15 protein-coding genes are annotated in these 18,252 nt (G+C 73.1%); 6 read left to right on the top strand and 9 right to left on the bottom strand.

Annotated features, from left to right (window positions below; genetic code table 11):
- Window positions 1-24 precede the first annotated feature (24 nt).
- From ACRRSS_RS10930 to ACRRSS_RS10920, 3 genes are all read right to left on the bottom strand, one after another.
- Window positions 25-816: a 3-oxoacyl-ACP reductase gene (locus tag ACRRSS_RS10930; protein ID WP_435971015.1), complete on the bottom strand. Its 792-nt coding sequence runs from the start codon at window positions 814-816 to the stop codon at window positions 25-27.
- 5 nt (window positions 817-821) lie between these two features.
- Window positions 822-2,186: an aldehyde dehydrogenase family protein gene (locus tag ACRRSS_RS10925; RefSeq protein ID WP_435971014.1), complete on the bottom strand. Its 1,365-nt coding sequence runs from the start codon at window positions 2,184-2,186 to the stop codon at window positions 822-824.
- Window positions 2,187-2,277: 91 nt separating this feature from the next.
- Window positions 2,278-3,642 (bottom strand): glutamine synthetase family protein, encoded by a 1,365-nt coding sequence (locus ACRRSS_RS10920; protein ID WP_435971013.1) that lies wholly within the window; start codon window positions 3,640-3,642, stop codon window positions 2,278-2,280.
- A gap of 89 nt (window positions 3,643-3,731) precedes the next feature.
- On the opposite strand from ACRRSS_RS10920, the gene ACRRSS_RS10915 reads away from it, so the two are divergent.
- The 3 genes from ACRRSS_RS10915 to ACRRSS_RS10905 all read left to right on the top strand — a co-directional run bounded on the left by ACRRSS_RS10915 (window position 3,732) and on the right by ACRRSS_RS10905 (window position 6,889).
- Entirely contained in the window at window positions 3,732-4,460 is a 729-nt protein-coding gene (locus ACRRSS_RS10915) for a FadR/GntR family transcriptional regulator (protein ID WP_435971012.1), read from the top strand.
- 246 nt (window positions 4,461-4,706) lie between these two features.
- Window positions 4,707-6,164, top strand: coding sequence for an ethanolamine permease (eat, locus tag ACRRSS_RS10910; protein ID WP_435971011.1), 1,458 nt, complete (start codon window positions 4,707-4,709; stop codon window positions 6,162-6,164).
- Between the two features lie 38 nt (window positions 6,165-6,202).
- Window positions 6,203-6,889: a gamma-glutamyl-gamma-aminobutyrate hydrolase family protein gene (locus ACRRSS_RS10905; RefSeq protein WP_435971010.1), complete on the top strand. Its 687-nt coding sequence runs from the start codon at window positions 6,203-6,205 to the stop codon at window positions 6,887-6,889.
- 18 nt (window positions 6,890-6,907) lie between these two features.
- On the opposite strand, the gene ACRRSS_RS10900 is transcribed toward ACRRSS_RS10905, so the two are convergent.
- Complete coding sequence (locus tag ACRRSS_RS10900) at window positions 6,908-8,362, bottom strand: purine-cytosine permease family protein (protein ID WP_435971009.1); 1,455 nt, start codon at window positions 8,360-8,362, stop codon at window positions 6,908-6,910.
- A gap of 69 nt (window positions 8,363-8,431) precedes the next feature.
- Here ACRRSS_RS10900 and ACRRSS_RS10895 point away from each other — a divergent pair, with 69 nt between their 5' ends.
- Both ACRRSS_RS10895 and ACRRSS_RS10890 read left to right on the top strand, forming a co-directional pair.
- Entirely contained in the window at window positions 8,432-9,169 is a 738-nt protein-coding gene (locus ACRRSS_RS10895) for a TetR/AcrR family transcriptional regulator (protein ID WP_435971008.1), read from the top strand.
- A gap of 68 nt (window positions 9,170-9,237) precedes the next feature.
- Window positions 9,238-10,869 (top strand): amidohydrolase, encoded by a 1,632-nt coding sequence (locus ACRRSS_RS10890; RefSeq protein WP_435971007.1) that lies wholly within the window; start codon window positions 9,238-9,240, stop codon window positions 10,867-10,869.
- Window positions 10,870-11,041: 172 nt separating this feature from the next.
- Here the strand turns inward: ACRRSS_RS10890 and ACRRSS_RS10885 are convergent, their stop codons facing one another.
- Window positions 11,042-12,142 carry a LysR family transcriptional regulator gene (locus ACRRSS_RS10885; protein ID WP_435971006.1) on the bottom strand — a complete coding sequence of 367 codons (1,101 nt, stop codon included), beginning with the start codon at window positions 12,140-12,142 and terminating at the stop codon, window positions 11,042-11,044.
- Between the two features lie 70 nt (window positions 12,143-12,212).
- Here ACRRSS_RS10885 and ACRRSS_RS10880 point away from each other — a divergent pair, with 70 nt between their 5' ends.
- A complete protein-coding gene (locus ACRRSS_RS10880; RefSeq protein ID WP_435971005.1) occupies window positions 12,213-13,394 on the top strand; it encodes a TDT family transporter in 1,182 nt (393 codons plus the stop codon).
- Here ACRRSS_RS10880 and ACRRSS_RS10875 read toward each other — a convergent pair.
- The 4 genes from ACRRSS_RS10875 to ACRRSS_RS10860 all read right to left on the bottom strand — a co-directional run bounded on the left by ACRRSS_RS10875 (window position 13,321) and on the right by ACRRSS_RS10860 (window position 17,944).
- Window positions 13,321-14,058 (bottom strand): helical backbone metal receptor, encoded by a 738-nt coding sequence (locus ACRRSS_RS10875; RefSeq protein WP_435971004.1) that lies wholly within the window; start codon window positions 14,056-14,058, stop codon window positions 13,321-13,323. The two genes, ACRRSS_RS10880 and ACRRSS_RS10875, sit on opposite strands and share 74 nt — an antisense overlap.
- A gap of 188 nt (window positions 14,059-14,246) precedes the next feature.
- Window positions 14,247-14,798 (bottom strand): helix-turn-helix domain-containing protein, encoded by a 552-nt coding sequence (locus ACRRSS_RS10870; protein WP_351899825.1) that lies wholly within the window; start codon window positions 14,796-14,798, stop codon window positions 14,247-14,249.
- 175 nt (window positions 14,799-14,973) lie between these two features.
- Entirely contained in the window at window positions 14,974-16,773 is a 1,800-nt protein-coding gene (locus ACRRSS_RS10865; RefSeq protein WP_435971003.1) for an ABC transporter permease/substrate binding protein, read from the bottom strand.
- A complete protein-coding gene (locus ACRRSS_RS10860; RefSeq protein ID WP_435971002.1) occupies window positions 16,766-17,944 on the bottom strand; it encodes a quaternary amine ABC transporter ATP-binding protein in 1,179 nt (392 codons plus the stop codon). The genes ACRRSS_RS10865 and ACRRSS_RS10860 overlap by 8 nt, the downstream gene beginning before the upstream one ends.
- Window positions 17,945-18,252: the final 308 nt, after the last annotated feature.

The raw sequence follows: 18,252 nt of genomic DNA, 5'->3' as shown, positions 1-18,252 counted from the left end.
GGGGTGTGGGGGTGTGGCGGCGGTCTAGAGCGGGGTCACGTACGCGCCCGCGATGCCTCCGTCGACGAGGAAGTCGCTGGCGTTGACGAAGGAGGAGTCGTCGCTCGCGAGGAAGGCGACGGCGGCGGCGATCTCCTCGGGCTCGGCGAAGCGGCCGACGGGGATGTGGACGAGGCGGCGGGCGGCCCGCTCGGGGTCCTTGGCGAACAGTTCCTGGAGGAGCGGGGTGTTGACGGGCCCCGGGCAGAGGGCGTTGACGCGGATGCCCTCGCGGGCGAACTGGACGCCCAGCTCGCGGGACATGGCGAGCACGCCGCCCTTGGAGGCGGTGTACGAGATCTGGCTGGTGGCCGCGCCCATGATCGCGACGAAGGAGGCGGTGTTGATGATGGAGCCCTTGCCCTGGCGGCGCATGTAGGGCAGGGCGGCCTTGCAGCACAGGTAGACCGAGGTGAGGTTGACGTCCTGGACGCGCTTCCAGGCCTCCAGGCCGGTCTCCAGGATGGAGTCGTCCTCGGGCGGTGAGATGCCGGCGTTGTTGAAGGCGATGTCGACGGAGCCGTAGGTGTCGAAGGCGGTCCTGAACAGCGCCTCGACCTGCTCGGGGTCGGTGACGTCGACCCGGACGAAGGTCCCGCCGACCTCCTCGGCGGCGGCCTTGCCCGCCGTCTCGTCGATGTCCCCGCAGACGACGTTGGCGCCCTCGGAGGCGAAGCGGCGGGCGGTGGCGAGGCCGATGCCGCTGCCGGCTCCGGTGATGACGGCGGTACGGCCGACCAGGCGGCGGCAGACGTTCTCTTCGGTGCTGGTGCTCATGCGGGTCAGGCCTCCGTGCTGATGAAGACGTTCTTGGTTTCGGTGAAGGCGGTCAGGGCGTCGGGGCCCAGTTCACGGCCGAGGCCGGACTGCCGGTAGCCGCCGAACGGGGTCGAGTAGCGGACGCTGGAGTGGGAGTTGACGGAGAGGTTGCCGGCCCGGACGGCGCGGGAGGCGCGCAGGGCGCGGCCGACGTCCCGGGTCCAGATGGAGCCGGACAGGCCGTACTCGGTGGCGTTGGCGAGGCGGATCGCGTCGGCCTCGTCCTCGAAGGGGAGGACGACGGCGACGGGTCCGAAGATCTCCTCGACGGCGCAGGGGGCGTTCTCGGCCACACCGGTGAGGACGGTCGGCGGGAACCAGAAGCCGGGGCCTTCGGGGGCCTTGCCCCGGATGCCGACGGCGCTCTCGGCGGCACCGTCCACGTAGGAGCGGACGCGGTCGAGCTGGGCGCGGGAGATGAGCGGGCCCATCTGGGTGCGCTCGTCGGCGGGGTCGCCGACGACGATCTCCTCGATGGCGGGGGTGAGGAGCTCCAGGAAGCGGTCGTACACGCTCCGCTGGACCAGGACGCGGGTGCGGGCGCAGCAGTCCTGGCCGCTGTTGTCGAGGAAGGACATCGGCGTGGCCGCAGCCGCGGCCTCCAGGTCCGCGTCGGCGAAGACGATGTTGGGGCTCTTGCCGCCGAGTTCGAGGGTGACCCGCTTCACCTGGCCGGCGCACTTGGCCATGATCGACTTGCCGACGGCGGTGGAGCCGGTGAAGACGATCTTGGCGACGCCGGGGTGTTCGACGAGGGCGTTCCCGGCGACGGGGCCGGTGCCGGGGAGGACCTGGAAGAGGCCTTCGGGCAGGCCCGCCTCCAGGGCGAGTTCGGCGAGCCGGAGCGCGGTGAGCGGGGTGGTCTCGGCGGGCTTGAGGAGGACGGCGTTGCCGGCGGCGAGGGCGGGGGCGGTGGCCCAGGCGGCGATCGGCATGGGGAAGTTCCAGGGGGCGATGACGCCGACGACACCGAGCGGTTCGAGGATCGTGACGTCCAGGCCGCCGGCCACCGGGATCTGGCGCCCGTTGAGGCGCTCCACTCCCCCGGCGGCGAAGTCGAGCAGGTCGCGGACGTTGCCGGCCTCCCAGCGGGCGTTGCCGATGGTGTGCCCGGCCTCGGTGACCTCCAGCCGGGCCAGTTCCCCGACGTGGTCGTCGACGACGGCGGCGAAGCGGCGGAGCAGCCGGGCCCGGTCGGCGGGCGCGGCGGCGGCCCAGCCGCGCTGGGCGGCGGCGGCCCGTGCGACGGCGGCGTCGACGTCGGCCGGGGTGGCGGCGGGGACGGTGGCGACCAGCTCCTCGGTCGCCGGGTTCAGTACCTGGAGCAACTCTTTCCTCTCAGAGGCGTTTCGGAGACCTGCGCGGGCCGGAGCCGTACGAGGCTCGGAAGCTTGGGGGCGGGCCGGAGCCGTACGGGGCTCAGAGGCGTTCGAAGGAGCGGCGCAGTTCCCAGTCGGTCACCGCCGCGTCGAAGGCGTCGAGTTCGACGCGGGCCATGTTGCGGTAGTGGGCGACGACCTCGCTCCCGAAGGCGGCCTTGGCGATCTCGCTGGTCTCCCAGAGTTCGGCGGCCTCGCGCAGGGTGGTGGGGACGTGCGCGTACTCGGCGGTGTAGGCGTTCCCGGTGCAGGGATCGGGGAGTTCGAGCCTCTGCTCGATGCCGTACAGACCGGCGGCGACCAGGCCCGCGACGGCGAGGTACGGGTTGACGTCACCGCCGGGGAGGCGGTTCTCGAAGCGCGTGGAGCGGCCGTGGCCGACGACCCGGAGCGAGCAGGTGCGGTTGTCGTGGCCCCAGGCGACGGCGGTGGGCGCGAAGGAGCCGGGCTGGAACCGCTTGTACGAGTTGATGTTGGGGGCGTAGAGGAGGGAGAAGTCGCGGAGGGCGGCGAGCTGTCCGGCGAGGAAGTGCCGCATGGTCGCGGACATGCCGTGCGCGTCGTCCCCGGCCATCACGTTCTTCCCCTCGGCGTCCTGGAGGGAGAGGTGGATGTGACAGGAGTTGCCCTCGCGCTCGTTGTACTTCGCCATGAAGGTGAGCGAGTAGCCCTCCTGGGCGGCGATCTCCTTGGCGCCCGTCTTGTAGACGGCGTGCCGGTCGCAGGTGACGAGGGCCTCGTCGTACTTGAAGGCGATCTCGTGCTGGCCGGGGTTGCACTCGCCCTTGGCGGACTCGACGGTGAGTCCGGCCGCGGTCATCTCGTTGCGGATGCGGCGTAGGAGGGGCTCGATGCGTCCGGTGCCGAGGACGGAGTAGTCGATGTTGTACTGGTTGGCGGGGGTGAGGCCGCGGTAGTTGGCGTCCCAGGCCTGCTCGTAGCTGTCCTTGAAGACGATGAACTCGAGTTCGGTGCCGACGTGGGCGGTGAAGCCGTGCTCCGCGAGGCGCTCCAGCTGGCGGCGGAGGATCTGCCGGGGTGCGGCGACCACGGGGGTGCCGTCGGCCCAGGCGAGGTCCGCCGTCACCATGGCGGTGGCCTCGTTCCAGGGGAGGCGGCGGAGGGTGGCGAGGTCCGGGTGCATCGCGAAGTCGCCGTAGCCGCGGTCCCAGGAGGACATCTCGTAGCCCTCGACGGTGTTCATCTCGGTGTCGACGGCCAGAAGATAGTTGCAGCCCTCGGTGCCGTGGCCGAGTACCTCGTCCAGGAAGAACGGGGCGGCGAACCGCTTGCCCTGGAGCCGCCCCTGCATGTCGGGGAAGGCCAGGACGACGGTGTCGATCTCGCCGCTCGCGACGAGGGCACGGAGCTCCTCGACGGTGAGCGGGGGTTTGCGGTCTGCCACGGGATTGCTCCTCCTTCGGCCTGCCGGAAGCCATAAGGTATTGCGGAAGACCATTGCTTGGGAAGTGCTGACGAAGGGGAATCGAGAACGTGTCCCGTACGAGTGAACCGGCGGACCGGCTGACGCCCGTGCTGCGGCCCGTCCGGGCGGGCAACGGCTTCGAGGAGGCCCTGGAGCAGATCCTCCAGGTGGTACGGCTCGGGCTCGTGCCCGGCGGGGAGCGGCTGCCCGCCGAGCGGGAGCTGGCCGACCGGATGGGGATCAGCCGGGTGACGCTGCGCGAGGTCCTCAAGGTCCTCCAGGAGCAGGGGCTCGTGGAGAGCCGGCGCGGCCGCTACGGCGGAACGTTCGTACTCCCCCGTGTCCAGACGGCCGACGAGGACGAGCTGCGCCGCCGGATCGCCTCGGTCGACGTGGAGGACACCCTGCGCTTCCGTGAGGTCCTGGAGGTGGGGGCCGCCGGACTCTGCGCGGCCCACGGCCTCGACGCGGCGGGCGCAGAGCGGCTGCGGACCGCCGTGGCGGCGACCCATGACGCCCCGCTGGCCGATTACCGGCGCCAGGACACCCTGCTCCACCTCACGCTCGCCGAGCTCTCGGGCTCGCCGACGCTCACGGCCCAGTACGCCGCCGTCCGGGCGGCCGTGAACGACCTGCTCGACTGCATCCCGCTGCTCGTACGCAACCTGGAGCACTCCCAGCACCAGCACACCGCCCTGGTGGAGGCGGTCCTCGACGGGGACGCGGACGCGGCGCGCGAGGTGATGCGCGAGCACTGCTCGGGCACGGCGGCGCTGCTGCGGGGCTTCCTGACCTGAGGAGGTGGCCCGTCGGCGCGGGAAGGGGCGATCTGCCGGCGCGAGGAGCGGGCGGCCCGGCCGCGCGAGGAGCGGGAGGTCCCGCCGGAGGTCCCGCCGGTGGTCCCGCCGCGCGAGGCGCGGGCCCGTCCGGTCCGAAAGCGCCCCCGTAACCCGAAAGTAACGCACGGGGGTTGCGTTCCGGCCGGGCCGACGCAAAGGTATGGCCTCAATCCATTGGGCCCGTTGCGGGGAGCTGACGCAGCCATGACGCTCGAAGACACGACCGGGAGCACACCCGGGGGCACCACCCCACCGAAGGACGACTACCTCGAACGCCGGACGCTGCGCCGCGGCAGCGCCGGCTGGCTGCTGCTCACCGGACTCGGCGTCGCCTACGTCGTCTCCGGGGACTTCTCCGGCTGGAACATCGGTCTGTCGAAGGGCGGCTTCGGCGGGCTCGCCGTCGCCACCGTCCTGATGGGCGCGATGTACGCCTGTCTGGTCTTCGCGCTGGCCGAACTCTCCGCCATCCTGCCCACCGCGGGCGGCGGTTACGGCTTCGCCCGCCGGGCGCTCGGCACCTGGGGCGGGTTCCTCACCGGCACCGCCATCCTCATCGAGTACATCCTGGCGCCCGCCGCGATCTCGATCTTCATCGGCGACTACGTCGAGTCCCTCGGCCTCTTCGGCCTGGAGTCCGGCTGGCCGGTCTACCTGGTCTGCTTCGCGCTGTTCATCGGGATCCATCTGTGGGGCGTGGGCGAGGCGCTGCGTTTCAGCCTCGTCGTGACGGCCATCGCGGTCGCGGCCCTGGTCGTCTTCGCGCTCGGCGCCCTCACCGACTTCCACGTCGACGGCCTGAACGACATCCCGGTCGACGGCGAGGCCTTCGGCTCCAACTCCTGGCTGCCGTACGGCCTGCTCGGGATCTGGGCCGCGTTCCCCTTCGGCATGTGGTTCTTCCTGGGCGTCGAGGGCGTGCCGCTCGCCGCCGAGGAGGCGAAGGACCCGGTGCGGTCGATGCCGAAGGCGCTCGCGATCTCCATGGGCGTCCTGGTGCTGCTCGCCGTCATGACCTTCTTCGCCGCCACCGGGGCGCGCGGCTCGGCCGCCGTCTCCGAGGCCGGCAACCCGCTGGTCGTGGCGCTCCAGGGCGACGGGGACCCGACCGCGCTCAGCCGTTTCGTGAACTACGCGGGCCTCGCCGGTCTGGTGGCCTCCTTCTTCTCCCTCATCTACGCCGGCTCCCGCCAGCTCTTCGCCCTCTCCCGCGCCGGCTACCTGCCCCGCTTCCTCTCCCTCACCAGCCGCCGGAAGTCGCCCTACCTGGGACTCCTCATCCCGGGCGCGATCGGCTTCGCGCTGGCCGCCGGGACCGGTGACGGGGCACGGATGCTCAACATCGCCGTGTTCGGCGCCACCATCTCGTACGCCCTGATGGCGCTCTCCCACATCGTGCTGCGGCGCCGCGAACCGGGCCTGCACCGGCCGTACCGCACGCCCGGCGGGATCGCGACCTCGTCGGTGGCCTTCGTCCTGGCCCTGTCGGCCCTGGTCGCGACCTTCCTGGTGGACCGGACCGCGGCGTTCATGGCCCTCGGGGTGTACGTGATCGCCCTCGCCTACTTCGCGTTCTACAGTCGGCACCATCTGGTGGCCAGGGCGCCCGAGGAGGAGTTCGCGGCGCTCGCGGCGGCCGAGGCCGAACTCGAACGCGACTGATCCCCCGTACCCCGCACCACAGCTCTGGAGGACGTTCCGTGTCCAAGCCGCTCATCGGCGTGACCACCTACCTGGACCAGGCCCGTTGGGGGGTGTGGGACATGCGGGCCGCGCTGCTCCCCGCCCCCTATCCGCGGCTCGTCCAGGAGAGCGGGGGGATGGCGGTGATGCTGCCGCCGGACGGACCGGAGACCGCGCCGGCGGTGGTGGCCCGGCTCGACGGGCTGGTCGTCGCGGGCGGGGCGGACGTCGAGCCCGTGCGGTACGGGGCCGAACCCGACCCCCGTACCGGCCCGCCGGCCCGGGAGCGGGACACCTGGGAGCTGGCCCTGATCGACGCGGCCCTGGCCTCCGGGACCCCGCTGCTCGGGATCTGCCGGGGCATGCAGCTCCTGAACGTGGCGCTCGGCGGGACGCTGGTCCAGCACCTGGACGGGCACGTGGAGGCGGTCGGGGTGATCGGCCGGCACGCGGTGAAGCCCGTGCCGGGCAGCCGCTACGCGTCCCTGGTGCCGGAACTCACCGAGGTCCCGACCTACCACCATCAGGCCGTGGACCGGCTGGGCGCGGGGCTCACGCCCTCGGCCCACGCGGAGGACGGCACGGTGGAGGCGGTCGAACTGGACGCCCCGGCCTGGGCCCTCGGCGTCCAGTGGCATCCGGAGATGGGCGAGGACACACGCGTGATGCGGGGGCTGGTACGGGCCGCCCTCGGACGGTCCTGACCGGGTGCGCGCTCCCGCTCAGACCGCGGCGCGGGCGGCGCGGAGTTCGGGGTCGTCCCGCATGAGGAGCGCGTACAGGGCGGCCGAGACGGCCATGCCGACGGGAAGGGAGAGGTCGAAGCCGTCGAGGGCGGCGGCGACCGGGCCCGTGTAGAGGGTGTCGACGCAGAGCGACGCCGAGGCGACGCCCCCGACGAGGGCCAGCGCACCGGCGGGATTGACGCCCGCCCGGTACCAGAAGGGGCTGCCGGTGGTCTCGTCCGAGAGCGCGAGACCGTCGTAACGGCCGCGGCGCAGCAGGATGTCGGTGACGTAGACCGCCATCAGGGGACCGCTCAGGACGACGATCACCTGGAGCGCGTTGCTGACGGTGTCCAGGAAGTTGGAGACGAGCAGCCCGTAGAGGGTGAGGGCGACGGCGACGGCCCCGTCGAAGAGGACGCTGACGGAGCGGCGGACGCGGAGGCCGACGGCCTGGAGCGCGAGCCCGGCGCTGTACGCGGTCAGGGCGTTGATGGCGATGGTGCCGAGCACCAGCGCGAGCAGGAAGACCGGCACGAACCAGCCGGGCAGGATCTCCTGGAGCGCGGTCTGGGGGTCGGTCATGTCGACGGCGGTGGCCGCGAGGGCCCCGAGCGCAGAGACGACGACGCTGGGCAGGAACGCGCCGAACGCGGTCCAGCCGACGATCGCCCTCTTCGAGGCCGTCCGGGGCAGGTAGCGGGAGAAGTCGGCGCTCGTGGTGTACGAGAGCGGGCCGGAGGCGATCATCGTGGTGCCCGCGAGCAGCAGGGCCCAGAGGTCGGTGCCGGTGAGCGGCGCGGCGGGGGCGTACGAGAGGTCGGCGTGCCGCAGGACGGCGAACGCGACGACGGTGAAGACCCCAGCGAGGACCAGCGTGATCGGCAGGTACAGCTTGATGATCAGGCCGTGTCCGTAGACGCTGATGATCAGCGTGAGCGCGGCGATGACCACCACCACGGCCACCTTGACGGGGGTGGTGGGCGTGAGGCCGGCCCTCTCGACGAGCGCGAAGCCGGCGGCGGCCGCGGCGGCGAGGTTGAGGGCGAAGTAGCAGACGGAGACCAGCCAGCCGCCGACGGCGTTGTTCACACGGTTGCCGAGGACGCCGTAGACGGCCCGGGTGATCACCTCGCTGGGCGCGCCGGCGGCCGGTCCCGAGGTCGCGAGGATGCCGGTGAGCACCCAGAAGAGGTTGCCCACGACGATCGCGGCGACGGCCTGCCAGAGGCTCAGGCCCATCAGGACGAGGGCGCCGCCGATGACGAGGCTGAGGTAGTTGACGTTCGCCGCGGCCCACACGGAGAAGAGCTCACGGGGATGGCCGTGCCGCTCGGAATCGGGAATGTGGTCGATGCCGTGGGCCTCGACGCGGCCCGGCCGATCGGTGTCCCGCGGGGTGACCTGTGCGCCCTGAGGGCCGGGGGGCGGGTCGGGGATCGTGGAAGCCATGCGGCCCTCCGGATGCGTGTGGTGCCCACCTGGTTGCTTATTGGTCGCACACTCAATAGCATTCGGGGTATGTCGTCAAGCGTCCAGCGCAAGCGAGTTCGGAAAACCCCGGAAGCCCGGCGGGCGGAGATCGTGGAGACCGCCGCCCGGATCGCCCTGACCGAGGGGCTCGAGTGCGTCACCCTGCGGCGGATCGCCGACGAGCTCGCCGTACGCCCCGGCCTGATCAGCCACTACTTCCCGTCGGCGGACGATCTGGTGGGTGAGGCGTTCAGCGTGGCCGCCACCGGCGAGCTCGACGCCCTGCTCCCGGCCCACCGCCCCCACGGGACCCCCGCGCAGTGGCTCGCGCGCTACTTCGCCCTCTCGGCGGGCGAGGCGTACGACGACATCAGCCGCCTCTGGATCAACGCCCGGCACCTCAGCCGCTACCGGCCCGTCCTGCGCGACCGGGTCACCGAACAGGAACTCGCCTCCGACGACCGACTCGAACAGCTCATCCGCGAGGGCGTCGCGGACGGCGAATTCCGCACGGACGACCCGCGTGCCGCGGCCATCCAGATCCTGGTGGTGCTCGACGGCCTCGGCGCCCACGCCAACTCCGATCGGACCGACCGGCCGGAGGCCGTGACCCGGATGGCCCTCACGACGGCGGAACGCGAACTGGGCCTGCGGCACGGCGCCCTCACGGACGTGGAGCGGCTGCCCGAGCCCGCACCCGCGGAGCCCACCGATCCCGCAGAACCCGCGGAGCCCGCGGAGCCCGCCGCCCCCACCGACGTACCACCGCCGGCCGAGGGTTCCTGACCCGCTTCCCCCACCGGGGGCCCGCACCCTCCCCGTACCGCTTCCCGTCCTCCCCCTGGAGCCCCACCGTGCGCACCACCCGACTCGTCCTGCTCTCCGCCCGTCTGCTCGACCCCGGCACGGGGGCGTTCCTGCCGGAGACCGCGCTCGCCGTCTCCGACGACGGCCGGATCGCCGCGCTGGGCGACGACCGTGAGATCCGCGCGCTCGCGGGCCCCGCCACCACCGTCGTCGACCTCCACGGAGCCGTGCTCACCCCCGGTCTCGTCGACGGCCACCTCCACCCGGTGTCCGGCGCCGAACTGACCCACGGCCTGGACCTGTCGTACTGCTCCGACCTCGACGACGTACGGGAGGCCCTCGCCCGCGAGACGCGGACCCTCGACCGCGGCGCCTGGCTCTTCGCCTGGGGCCTCGACCCCAACGTCTTCGGCGGCCGGCCCGTCGGCATCGCCCCCTTCGACTCCGTACTCGACGGGATCCCGGCCTTCCTGCTGCTCTTCGACGCCCACTCGGCGCTCGCCAGCCGCCGGGCGCTCGAACTCGCCGGGGTCGACGGCCCCCGCACCTTCGAGCAGGCCTCCGCCGAGGTCGTCTGCGACTCCGACGGACGTCCGACCGGCCTGCTCCAGGAGGACGCCGCGTGCGAGCTGGTGGAACGGGTCGCCCCGCGCCCGACACCGGAGGAGAGCCGGGAGCGGCTCGCGGCGGCGCTGCGGGCCATGGCGGCGGCCGGGCTCACCGGCGGTCACGCCATGGACGCCAACGGCGAGAGCCTGGCGCTGTACGGAGAGCTCGACGCGGCCGGTGAGCTGGCGCTGCGGCTCCGCGTGGCGCCCTGGTGCCAGCCCGGCACCGACGCGGACGGCGTACGGGCCCTGATCGAGCAGCAGGGCACGGGCGGCTCGTTGTGGCGGGTCTCGGGCGTCAAGCTCTTCATGGACGGGACCATCGACAACGGCACCGCGTGGCTGGAACACCCCGACTGCCACGGCGAGTCGACGCACGCGTTCTGGCCGGACCCGGCCGCCTACACCCACATCGTCGGCGAGCTGCACCGGGCGGGCGTCACCACCGCCACGCACGCCATCGGCGACGCGGCCGTCCGGCACGCCCTCGACGCCGTCGAGAAGGCGCGGGTCGGCGCCGACGGCGGGGTACGGCACCGGGTCGAGCACATCGAGACCGTGCCGGACGACACCCTGCGCCGCTTCGCGGAGCTGGGCGTCCTCGCCTCGATGCAGCCCACCCACTGCTGCGACTACACGCGCGCCGACCACACCGACAACTGGTCGCGCCGGCTCGGCGAGGAACGCGCGTCGCGCGCGTGGCGCTGCCGGGACCTGGTCGACTCGGGGGCCACGGTGGTCCTGGGCTCCGACTGGCCGATCGCGCCGTTCCCGCCGCTGGGCGTGATGGCCGGGGCCCGGCACCGGCGCCCGAGCCGCGATCTCGGACAGGCCCCGCACGGACCCGAGCAGGCGTTGACGGCCCTTGAGGCACTGCGGGGCATGACGACGGCACCGGCGTACGCGGCGGGCGAGGAACACGAGGCGGGCCGGCTCGCACTCGGCTTCCGCGCCGACCTGACGGCCTTCGCGGAGAACCCGCTCACCACGCCGCCGACGGACCTGCCGGACCTTCCGGTCCTGCTGACGGTCCTGGACGGGCGGATCACACACCGGGCGGCGGGGGTCTGACCCCTCTGCCAGCGGGCCGGTCGGCGGCGGTTCGGTCGGCCGGTCGGCTGCCTGACAGACCGCCGGTGGGCCACGGATCAGGCCGCCGGTGGGCCACGCCCGCCGGAGGGCCACCGCTCAGCCCGCCCGGTCGGCCGGTCGGCTGCCTGACAGACCGCCGGTGGGCCCCCGTTCAGCCCGCCGGCCGGGCCCGGGTCAGGGACAGCAGGTCGCGGGCCGGGCCCGTGGGGCGGTGACCGGTGGGCCACACCGCCCGGAGGTCGCGGCGCAGCTGGACGCCCTCGACGGGGATGGCGACCAGACGGCGGGAGGCCAGCTCCTCGGCGATCGCGAGTTCGCTGAGCACGGCCGGTCCCGCACCGCTGACGGCGGCGGCCTTCACCGCAGTCGTGGAGGCGAGTTCGAGGAGCGGCTGCGCGAGGCCGCCGTGGCCGGAGAGCGCCGCGTCCAGGACCTGCCGGGTGCCCGAGCCGCGCTCCCGCAGGACCAGCGGGGTCGCGGCCAGCTCCGCCGGGTCCAGCGGGCCCCGGCGGCGGGCCCACGGATGCGAGGGCGCCGCGACGACCGCGAGCCGGTCGTGCGCGACGACCACTCCGTCGAGGCCGTCCGGCACGGCTAGCCCCTCCACGAAGCCGATGTCCGCCTCGCCGGCGAGGAGCCGTTCCGCGACCACCGCCGAGTTCCCGGCCTGGAGCGACACGGCCGTGTCGGGGCGTCCGGCGCGCAGCGCGATCAGCCAGCCCGGCAGCAGGTACTCGGCGATCGTCATCGACGCGGCCACCCGCAGCCGCGAGTCGCGCCGGCCGCGCAGGGCCTGGGCGCCCGCGTCGAAGGCCTCGGCCGCCTCGACGATCCGCCGCGCCCAGTCGGTGACGAGCGCGCCCGCGTCGGTGAGCCGTGAGCCGCGCGGCGAGCGGTCGACGAGGGCCACTCCGAGCTGCCGTTCCATCGAGCGGACGCGGCTGCTGGCGGCGGGCTGGGTGATGCCGACCTCGCGGGCCGCGGCGCCGAGGCTCCCGTGGCGGGCGACGGCGAGGAGCAGTTCGAGCGCGCCGAGGTCCGGGACCCGGTGGTGGAGCTGGCCCCTGACCTCACCCCCGTACGCCCCACCGCCGCGCGACTCGGCGCCACGCGCCACCTGACCGCCGCGGGACGCACCACCGCGTGACGCACCGCCGCTTGGCGCACCACCGCGCGACGGGCTGTCGTCGCCCGGCTCGGCGCCGCCCGGCTCGCCCCCGTACGCCCCGCTGTCCCGCGCTTCCCGGCTCATAAAGCCAGCTTATGACGTCATAGCCGCATGATCCCTGGTGGGGGCCCGGAAATCGGGCGACGGTGGAGCCATGGCAAGCCTCGCACCTCCCCGTCCGGCCCTCGGCGCCACCACCCCCGGCGCGCGTCCGGCCGTCTCTCCGGCCCGTTCCGCCCGTTCCGTCCGTCACCTCGGACCGAACTGGTACGCCTCCGTGATGGGCACGGCCATCGTGGCCAACGCCGGCGCCGGCCTGCCGCTGGACCTTCCCGGTCTCCGTACCGCCTGCGCCGCCGTCTGGGCGCTCTCCCTCACGATGCTGCTCGTCCTGGTCACCGCCCGCGCGGCGCACTGGATCCACCACCGCGACCAGGCCCGAGCCCACCTCCTGGACCCCGCCGTGGCACCGTTCTACGGCTGTCTGTCGATGGCGCTGCTCGCCGTCGGCGGCGGCGCGATGATCGTGGGCAGGGACTGGATCGGGCTCCCGGCGGCCATAGCGCTCGACGCCGTCCTGTTCACCGTCGGTACGGTCGTCGGCCTGGCGGCCGCGGTGGGCATCCCGTACCTCATGGTGGTGCACCACCGGATCGAGAGCGCCTCCCCCGTGTGGCTGCTGCCGGTCGTCGCCCCCATGGTCTCGGCCGCCCTCGGCCCCCTGCTCGTGCCGCACCTGCCCGCCGGAGCGGCCCAGGAGACCCTGCTGCTCGCCTGCTGGGCGATGTTCGGCGTGAGCCTGCTCGCCACCCTGGTCATGCTGCCGCTCGTCTTCGGCAGGCTCGTGACCGGTGGGCCGCTGCCGCTCGCGCTCACCCCCACCCTCTTCCTCGTCCTCGGCCCCCTCGGCCAGTCGACGACCGCCGCGAACAAGTTCGCCGACGTGGCGCCGGGCGTACTGCCCGCCCCCTACGCCCACGGCTTCGCCTCCTTCGCCGTCCTCTACGGCGTCCCCGTCATGGGCTTCGCGCTCCTCTGGCTGGCGCTCGCCGGGGCGCTGGTGCTGCGGGCGCGCCGCCGGGGCATGGGCTTCGCGATGACCTTCTGGGCTTTCACCTTCCCCGTCGGGACCTGCGTGACCGGCGCCGAAGGGCTCGCCCAGCACACCGGACTCGCCGCCTTCCGGTGGCTCGCGATCGGCCTGTACGTGTTCCTCGTCGCGGCCTGGCTGGTGGCCGGCGGCCACACCCTGCGGGGTCTCTTCAGCGGTGCGCTGCTCGCAGGGCCCGCGCGAGTGCCCGCGGCGCCCGTGCCAGTGACGGCCCGTACCAGGTGAGGTGTCGTCCGTCGACGAGCGCGGCGGCGACCTGGGGGAAGGCCTCGGGGCCGTCGTCGCGCGTGAAGCGGTACGGCTCGTCGGGCAGGACGACGAGGTCGGGAGCGGCGGCCCGGAGCTCGTCGAGCGGCAGACGCGGATAGCGGTCCGGGTGGTCGGCGTACAGGTTGCGGACCCCGAGGCGGGCGAGCAGGTCCCCGGCGAAGGTGTCACGGCCCAGGACCATCCAGGGGCGCCGCCAGATCGGTACGACGGCGGTGAGCGGCCCGCCGTCGGGGGAGGCCACCGCCGGGGTCACCGCCGCCCACGCGGCCTCGGCCTCGTCGAGCCAGCGCGGCCGGCGGGGCGCGCCGCAGGCGGCCAGAACCCGCTCCAGCTCGCGCAGGCCCTGGTCGAGGGTGCGGATCTCGGTGACGAGGACGTCGAGCCCGGCGGCGCGCAGCGCGGCGATGTCGGGGGCGCGGTTCTCCTCCTCGTTGGCGAGGACGAGGTCGGGGCGGAGGGCGGTGATCGCGGGGACGTCCGGGTTCTTGGTGCCGCCGATCCTGACGACGTCGAGGCCGGCGGGGTGGCCGCACCACTGCGTGGCCCCGACGAGGACGCCGGGCGCGGTGACCGCGACGGCCTCGGTCAGGGACGGCACGAGGGAGACGACTCTCGGCACGGCGGGAGCCCCGGCCCTCGGCACCACGACGGATCCGCTTCTCGGTACGGCGGGGGAGGCGGCTCCCGGCGCGGCGAGAGGGTCGGCTCCCGGCGCAGCGAGAGGGTCGGTTGTCGGCACAACGACGGAGTCGGCGCCCGGTGCGGCGAGGGAGGGGGCCGGCGGCACCGGCTCCCGCCGCGCCGCCGTCACTGCTCCTCGGCCTCGACGTGCTCCGCGACGGCGACGACGAGCAGGCGGGTGCCGTGTTCGGTGGCGCGCCAGCGGTGGCGTACCCCACCGGAGAGGTACAGGGTGTCGCCGCGGCCGAGCCGGTACGCCCGTCCCTCGGCCTCGACCTCGGCGGCGCCGTCGGCCACGTACAGCAGCTCGTCGTTGCGGTGCTGGAACTCTCGTCCCGCGTCCTGCTCGCCGGTGAACTCCAGGGCGTGCAGCTGGTGGCGGCCGCGGACGATCGCCCGAACGCCCGGAGGCAGGGCCGGGGAGCGCTCCTCCGCCCGTACGACGTCGACGGTGCGGGAGGCCTCGGCGGCGGCGAGGAGCTCGTCGGCCGTGGTCTCCAGGGCCTCGGCGACGAGGCCGAGGGAGCGGTGGCTGGGGCGGGCGCGGTCGTTCTCGACCTGGCTGAGGAAGGGCACCGAGAGGCCGCTGCGGGAGGAGACCACGGCCAGGGTGAGCTGGAGCGCTCTGCGTCGCCTCTTGACGGCCGCGCCCACGCGGGGTGATTCCTTCTCGTCCATGTCGGCTCCCTCCCTCGTGCCTCGTGCGTATCCGTACCGGGCGGTTACCTGAACCTTACGCAGCTTTGGGGCGGGGTTTCGCGTCGTGACGAAAAGGGGTGGTCGCCGAACACGTTCGGCGACCACCCCTTTTCGGACAGGAACCGTTCACCGGTCGCTGTCGGACGTCGGGCGGCTACTGCGGGGTGAGCTTCTCCGCGAGCCCCGGGTTGCGGTCGAGCCAGGTACGGACGGCCTGCTGCTCCTTGCCCTTGCCGGTCTCCTGGATGACGGCTTCGAGGTCCGTGAGCTGCTTCTCGGTGAGCTCGAAGTTCTTCAGCCAGGTGCCGACCTCGGGGTTCTCGGCGGCGAAACCCTTTCGGGCGAGGGTGTGGACGCCATCGCCCTCGCCCCAGGAGCCCTTCGGGTCGTCGAGCTTCCTGAGGTCGTGGGCGGAGTAGGCCCAGTGCGGCGACCAGAGCGTGACGACGACCGGTTCCTTGCGCTCGTACGCGCGCTTCAGCTCGGCGAGCATGCCGGGCGTGGAGCCGTCGACGACCTTGTACTCGCCTTCGAGGCCGTACTCCTTCAGGACCTTGTCCTTGAGGATGCCCATCATTCCGGCGCTGGGCTCGATACCGATGATCCGGCCCTTGAACTGCCCCGACCTGCCCTTGAGGTCGGCGAGGGAGTCGACGCCCTTCACGTACGAGGGGACGGAGAGCTCCAGGGAGGTGGGGCCGTACCAGGAGCCGAGGTCCTCCAGCTTGTTCTTGTACTTCTCCCAGTACTGGGCGTGGGTGACGGGAAGCCAGGAGTCGGTCTGGAAGTCGAGCTGGCCGCCGGCGAGGCCCGTGTAGAGGGCGCCCGCCTCCAGCTGCTTGGTGTCGACCTCGTAGCCCCGGCGTTCGAGCAGTTCCTTCCACAGGTACGTGGAGGCGATGCCCTCGTCCCAGGGGATGTAGCCGATGCTGACCTTCTTGCCGTTGCCGCCGGCGGTCGCGGTGCCGGTCCCGCCGGTGCCGAGGAAGCCGGTTCCGCCGGCGACCAGGGCGAGGACCACGACGCCGACGAGCGCGGTGACGGGCTGCGGGCGGTGGGCCCAGATCTTCGCCCCGGGCCGCTTCGCGCTCAGGGCGGCGCGGGCCTTGGCCGCGGCGCGACGGCCCAGCGGGGAGACCTGCTGACCGAGGGCGCCGGTCATCCGGTCCAGGTACATGGCGAGGACGACGATCGAGACTCCGGCCTCGAAGCCGAGACCGATGTCGACGTTGCCGATGGCGCGGTAGACCGCGCCACCGAGCCCGCCGCCGCCGACCATGCCGGCGATGACGACCATGGAGAGGCCGAGCATGATGACCTGGTTGACGCCGGCCATGATCGTCGGGAGGGCGAGCGGGAGCTGGACGCGCAGGAGCGTGTTGCGCGGGGTGGTGCCGAAGGCCTCGGCGGCCTCGACGAGTTCACCGTCGACCTGACGGATGCCCAGCTCGGTCATGCGCACACCGGGGGGCAGCGCGAAGACGATGGTGGCGATGATGCCGGGGACCACACCGACGCCGAAGAAGATGATGCCGGGGATCAGGTAGACCATGGCGGGCATGGTCTGCATGAAGTCGAGGACCGGTCGCAGGACGGCGCTGACGGTCTTCGAGCGGGCCGCCCAGATGCCGAGCGGTACCGCGATCACCAGCGTCACCAGGGTGGCGACGAGGACGAGGGAGAGCGTCGCCATCGCCTCGTCCCACAGCTGGACCGAGTCGACGAGCGCGAATCCGGCGAAGGCGAGGACACCGGGGGCGAGACCGCGCAGCCACCAGGCGATGACGGCGAGGATGCCGGCGAAGAGCAGCGGATGCGGCGCGGACAGGACGGCGTCGATGCCGTCGTAGAGACCGGTGACGCCGGTGCTGACGGCGTCGAAGAGCCAGGAGAACTGGGCCTGGAGCCAGTCGACGGAGCTGTCGACCCACTCGCCGAGGGGAAGCCTAGGCACGGGCGGTCACCTCCTGGAGGTCCTTGGCGGCCGAGCCCCGCGGGCTGCCCGGCACCTCCGGGGTGTCCGGCACCTCCGGGGTGTCCGGGGCGGCCTGGGTGTTCCGGACGTCCGGCGTGTTCGGCTTCCGCGGTACGGCCGTGGCACCGAGCCCGCCCATCACGCCGAGCAGGCGCTCCGTGGCGACGACTCCGAGGGGGGTGCCCTCGGCGCCCTCGACCGTCACGGGGTGCGGGGCGCGGGCGGCGACGGCGCACAGATCGGCGACGAGCGTGTCCGGCCCGACGGCCTCGCAGGGGCAGTCGGCGGGGCAGTCGGCCGGGGTCGCACCGGCCGTCATGACGGCGGAGGCGGTCAGCACCCGGGAGCGGTCGACGTCCTGGATGAAGGAGGCGACGTAGTCGTCGGCGGGGCGGACCAGGATGTCCTCGGCGGTGCCGAGCTGCACGATCCGGCCGTCCCGCATCACGGCGATGCGGTCGCCGAGGCGCATGGCCTCGTTGAGGTCGTGGGTGATGAAGACGATGGTCTTCTTCAGCCGCTGCTGGAGCACGAGGAGCTGGTCCTGCATGTCGCGGCGGATGAGCGGGTCGAGCGCGCTGAAGGACTCGTCCATGAGGAGCAGGTCGGCATCGGTGGCGAGCGCGCGGGCCAGGCCGACGCGCTGCTGCATACCGCCGGAGAGCTCGTCGGGCCAGGACTTCTCCCAGCCGGCGAGGCCGCACAGTTCGAGGGCCTCGGTGGCCCGGGTCTCGCGTTCGGCGCGCGGGACCCCCTGGACCTCCAGGCCGTAGGCGGCGTTCTCCAGAACGTTCCGGTGCGGGAACAGCGCGAAGTGCTGGAAGACCATGCTGATCTTGGTCGACCGGACGGTGCGCAGCTCGCGGGGGGAGAGCGCGGTCAGGTCACGCCCGTCGTAGAGGACCCGGCCCGCGGTGGGTTCGAGCAGGCCGTTCAGCATGCGCAGCAGGGTGGACTTGCCGGACCCGGAGAGCCCCATCACGACGAAGATCTGGCCGGGTTCGACGACGAAACCGGCGTCCACGACGGCTGCTGTCGTCCCCTCGGCACGCAGCTCCTCGCGGTCGGCACCGGCGACGAGCCTGCGGACGGCTTCGTCGGGTCGTCTACCGAACACCTTGAACAGGTGGTCGGCCTGCAGCCTGGACACATAAACCTCACGGGTAGCGACGAGAACGGCCCCGCCACCCCCGCGCGGCCGGGCCGTGGAGCGGGCGGGATCGGCCCGCGGACCCGTCGCGTACGGGGATCCATTCGTTGAATCCCGTACAGGGCTCCGCTCCGGGCTCGCGCCTGCCCCCCTTCACAGGGTGCAAACGCAAAGGTGACGGGGGTCACCCGGGGGTGCGGGGTGAGGTTTGCGGTGGGGGTGCGGTGGAGTGCGCAGAGGGGGCGCGGGGTGGGGTGTGCAGAGGGGGTGCGGTGGGGTGTGCAGAGGGGAAGGGTTCAGCGGCACAG

The organism is Streptomyces sp. Qhu_M48 (genome assembly GCF_051305195.1).
Lineage (GTDB): Bacteria > Actinomycetota > Actinomycetes > Streptomycetales > Streptomycetaceae > Streptomyces.
Note: the sequence above shows the minus strand (reverse complement) of the source record. Positions and strands in the feature narration are given on the sequence as shown.

Coding starts and splice junctions, on each gene's coding strand:
- eat (WP_435971011.1), top strand. CDS start 4,707: ATGACGCTCGAAGACACGACCGGGAGCACACCCGGGGGCACCACCCCA.
- ACRRSS_RS10870 (WP_351899825.1), bottom strand. CDS start 14,798: ATGGACGAGAAGGAATCACCCCGCGTGGGCGCGGCCGTCAAGAGGCGA.
- ACRRSS_RS10880 (WP_435971005.1), top strand. CDS start 12,213: ATGGCAAGCCTCGCACCTCCCCGTCCGGCCCTCGGCGCCACCACCCCC.
- ACRRSS_RS10900 (WP_435971009.1), bottom strand. CDS start 8,362: ATGGCTTCCACGATCCCCGACCCGCCCCCCGGCCCTCAGGGCGCACAG.
- ACRRSS_RS10885 (WP_435971006.1), bottom strand. CDS start 12,142: ATGAGCCGGGAAGCGCGGGACAGCGGGGCGTACGGGGGCGAGCCGGGC.
- ACRRSS_RS10930 (WP_435971015.1), bottom strand. CDS start 816: ATGAGCACCAGCACCGAAGAGAACGTCTGCCGCCGCCTGGTCGGCCGT.
- ACRRSS_RS10895 (WP_435971008.1), top strand. CDS start 8,432: ATGTCGTCAAGCGTCCAGCGCAAGCGAGTTCGGAAAACCCCGGAAGCC.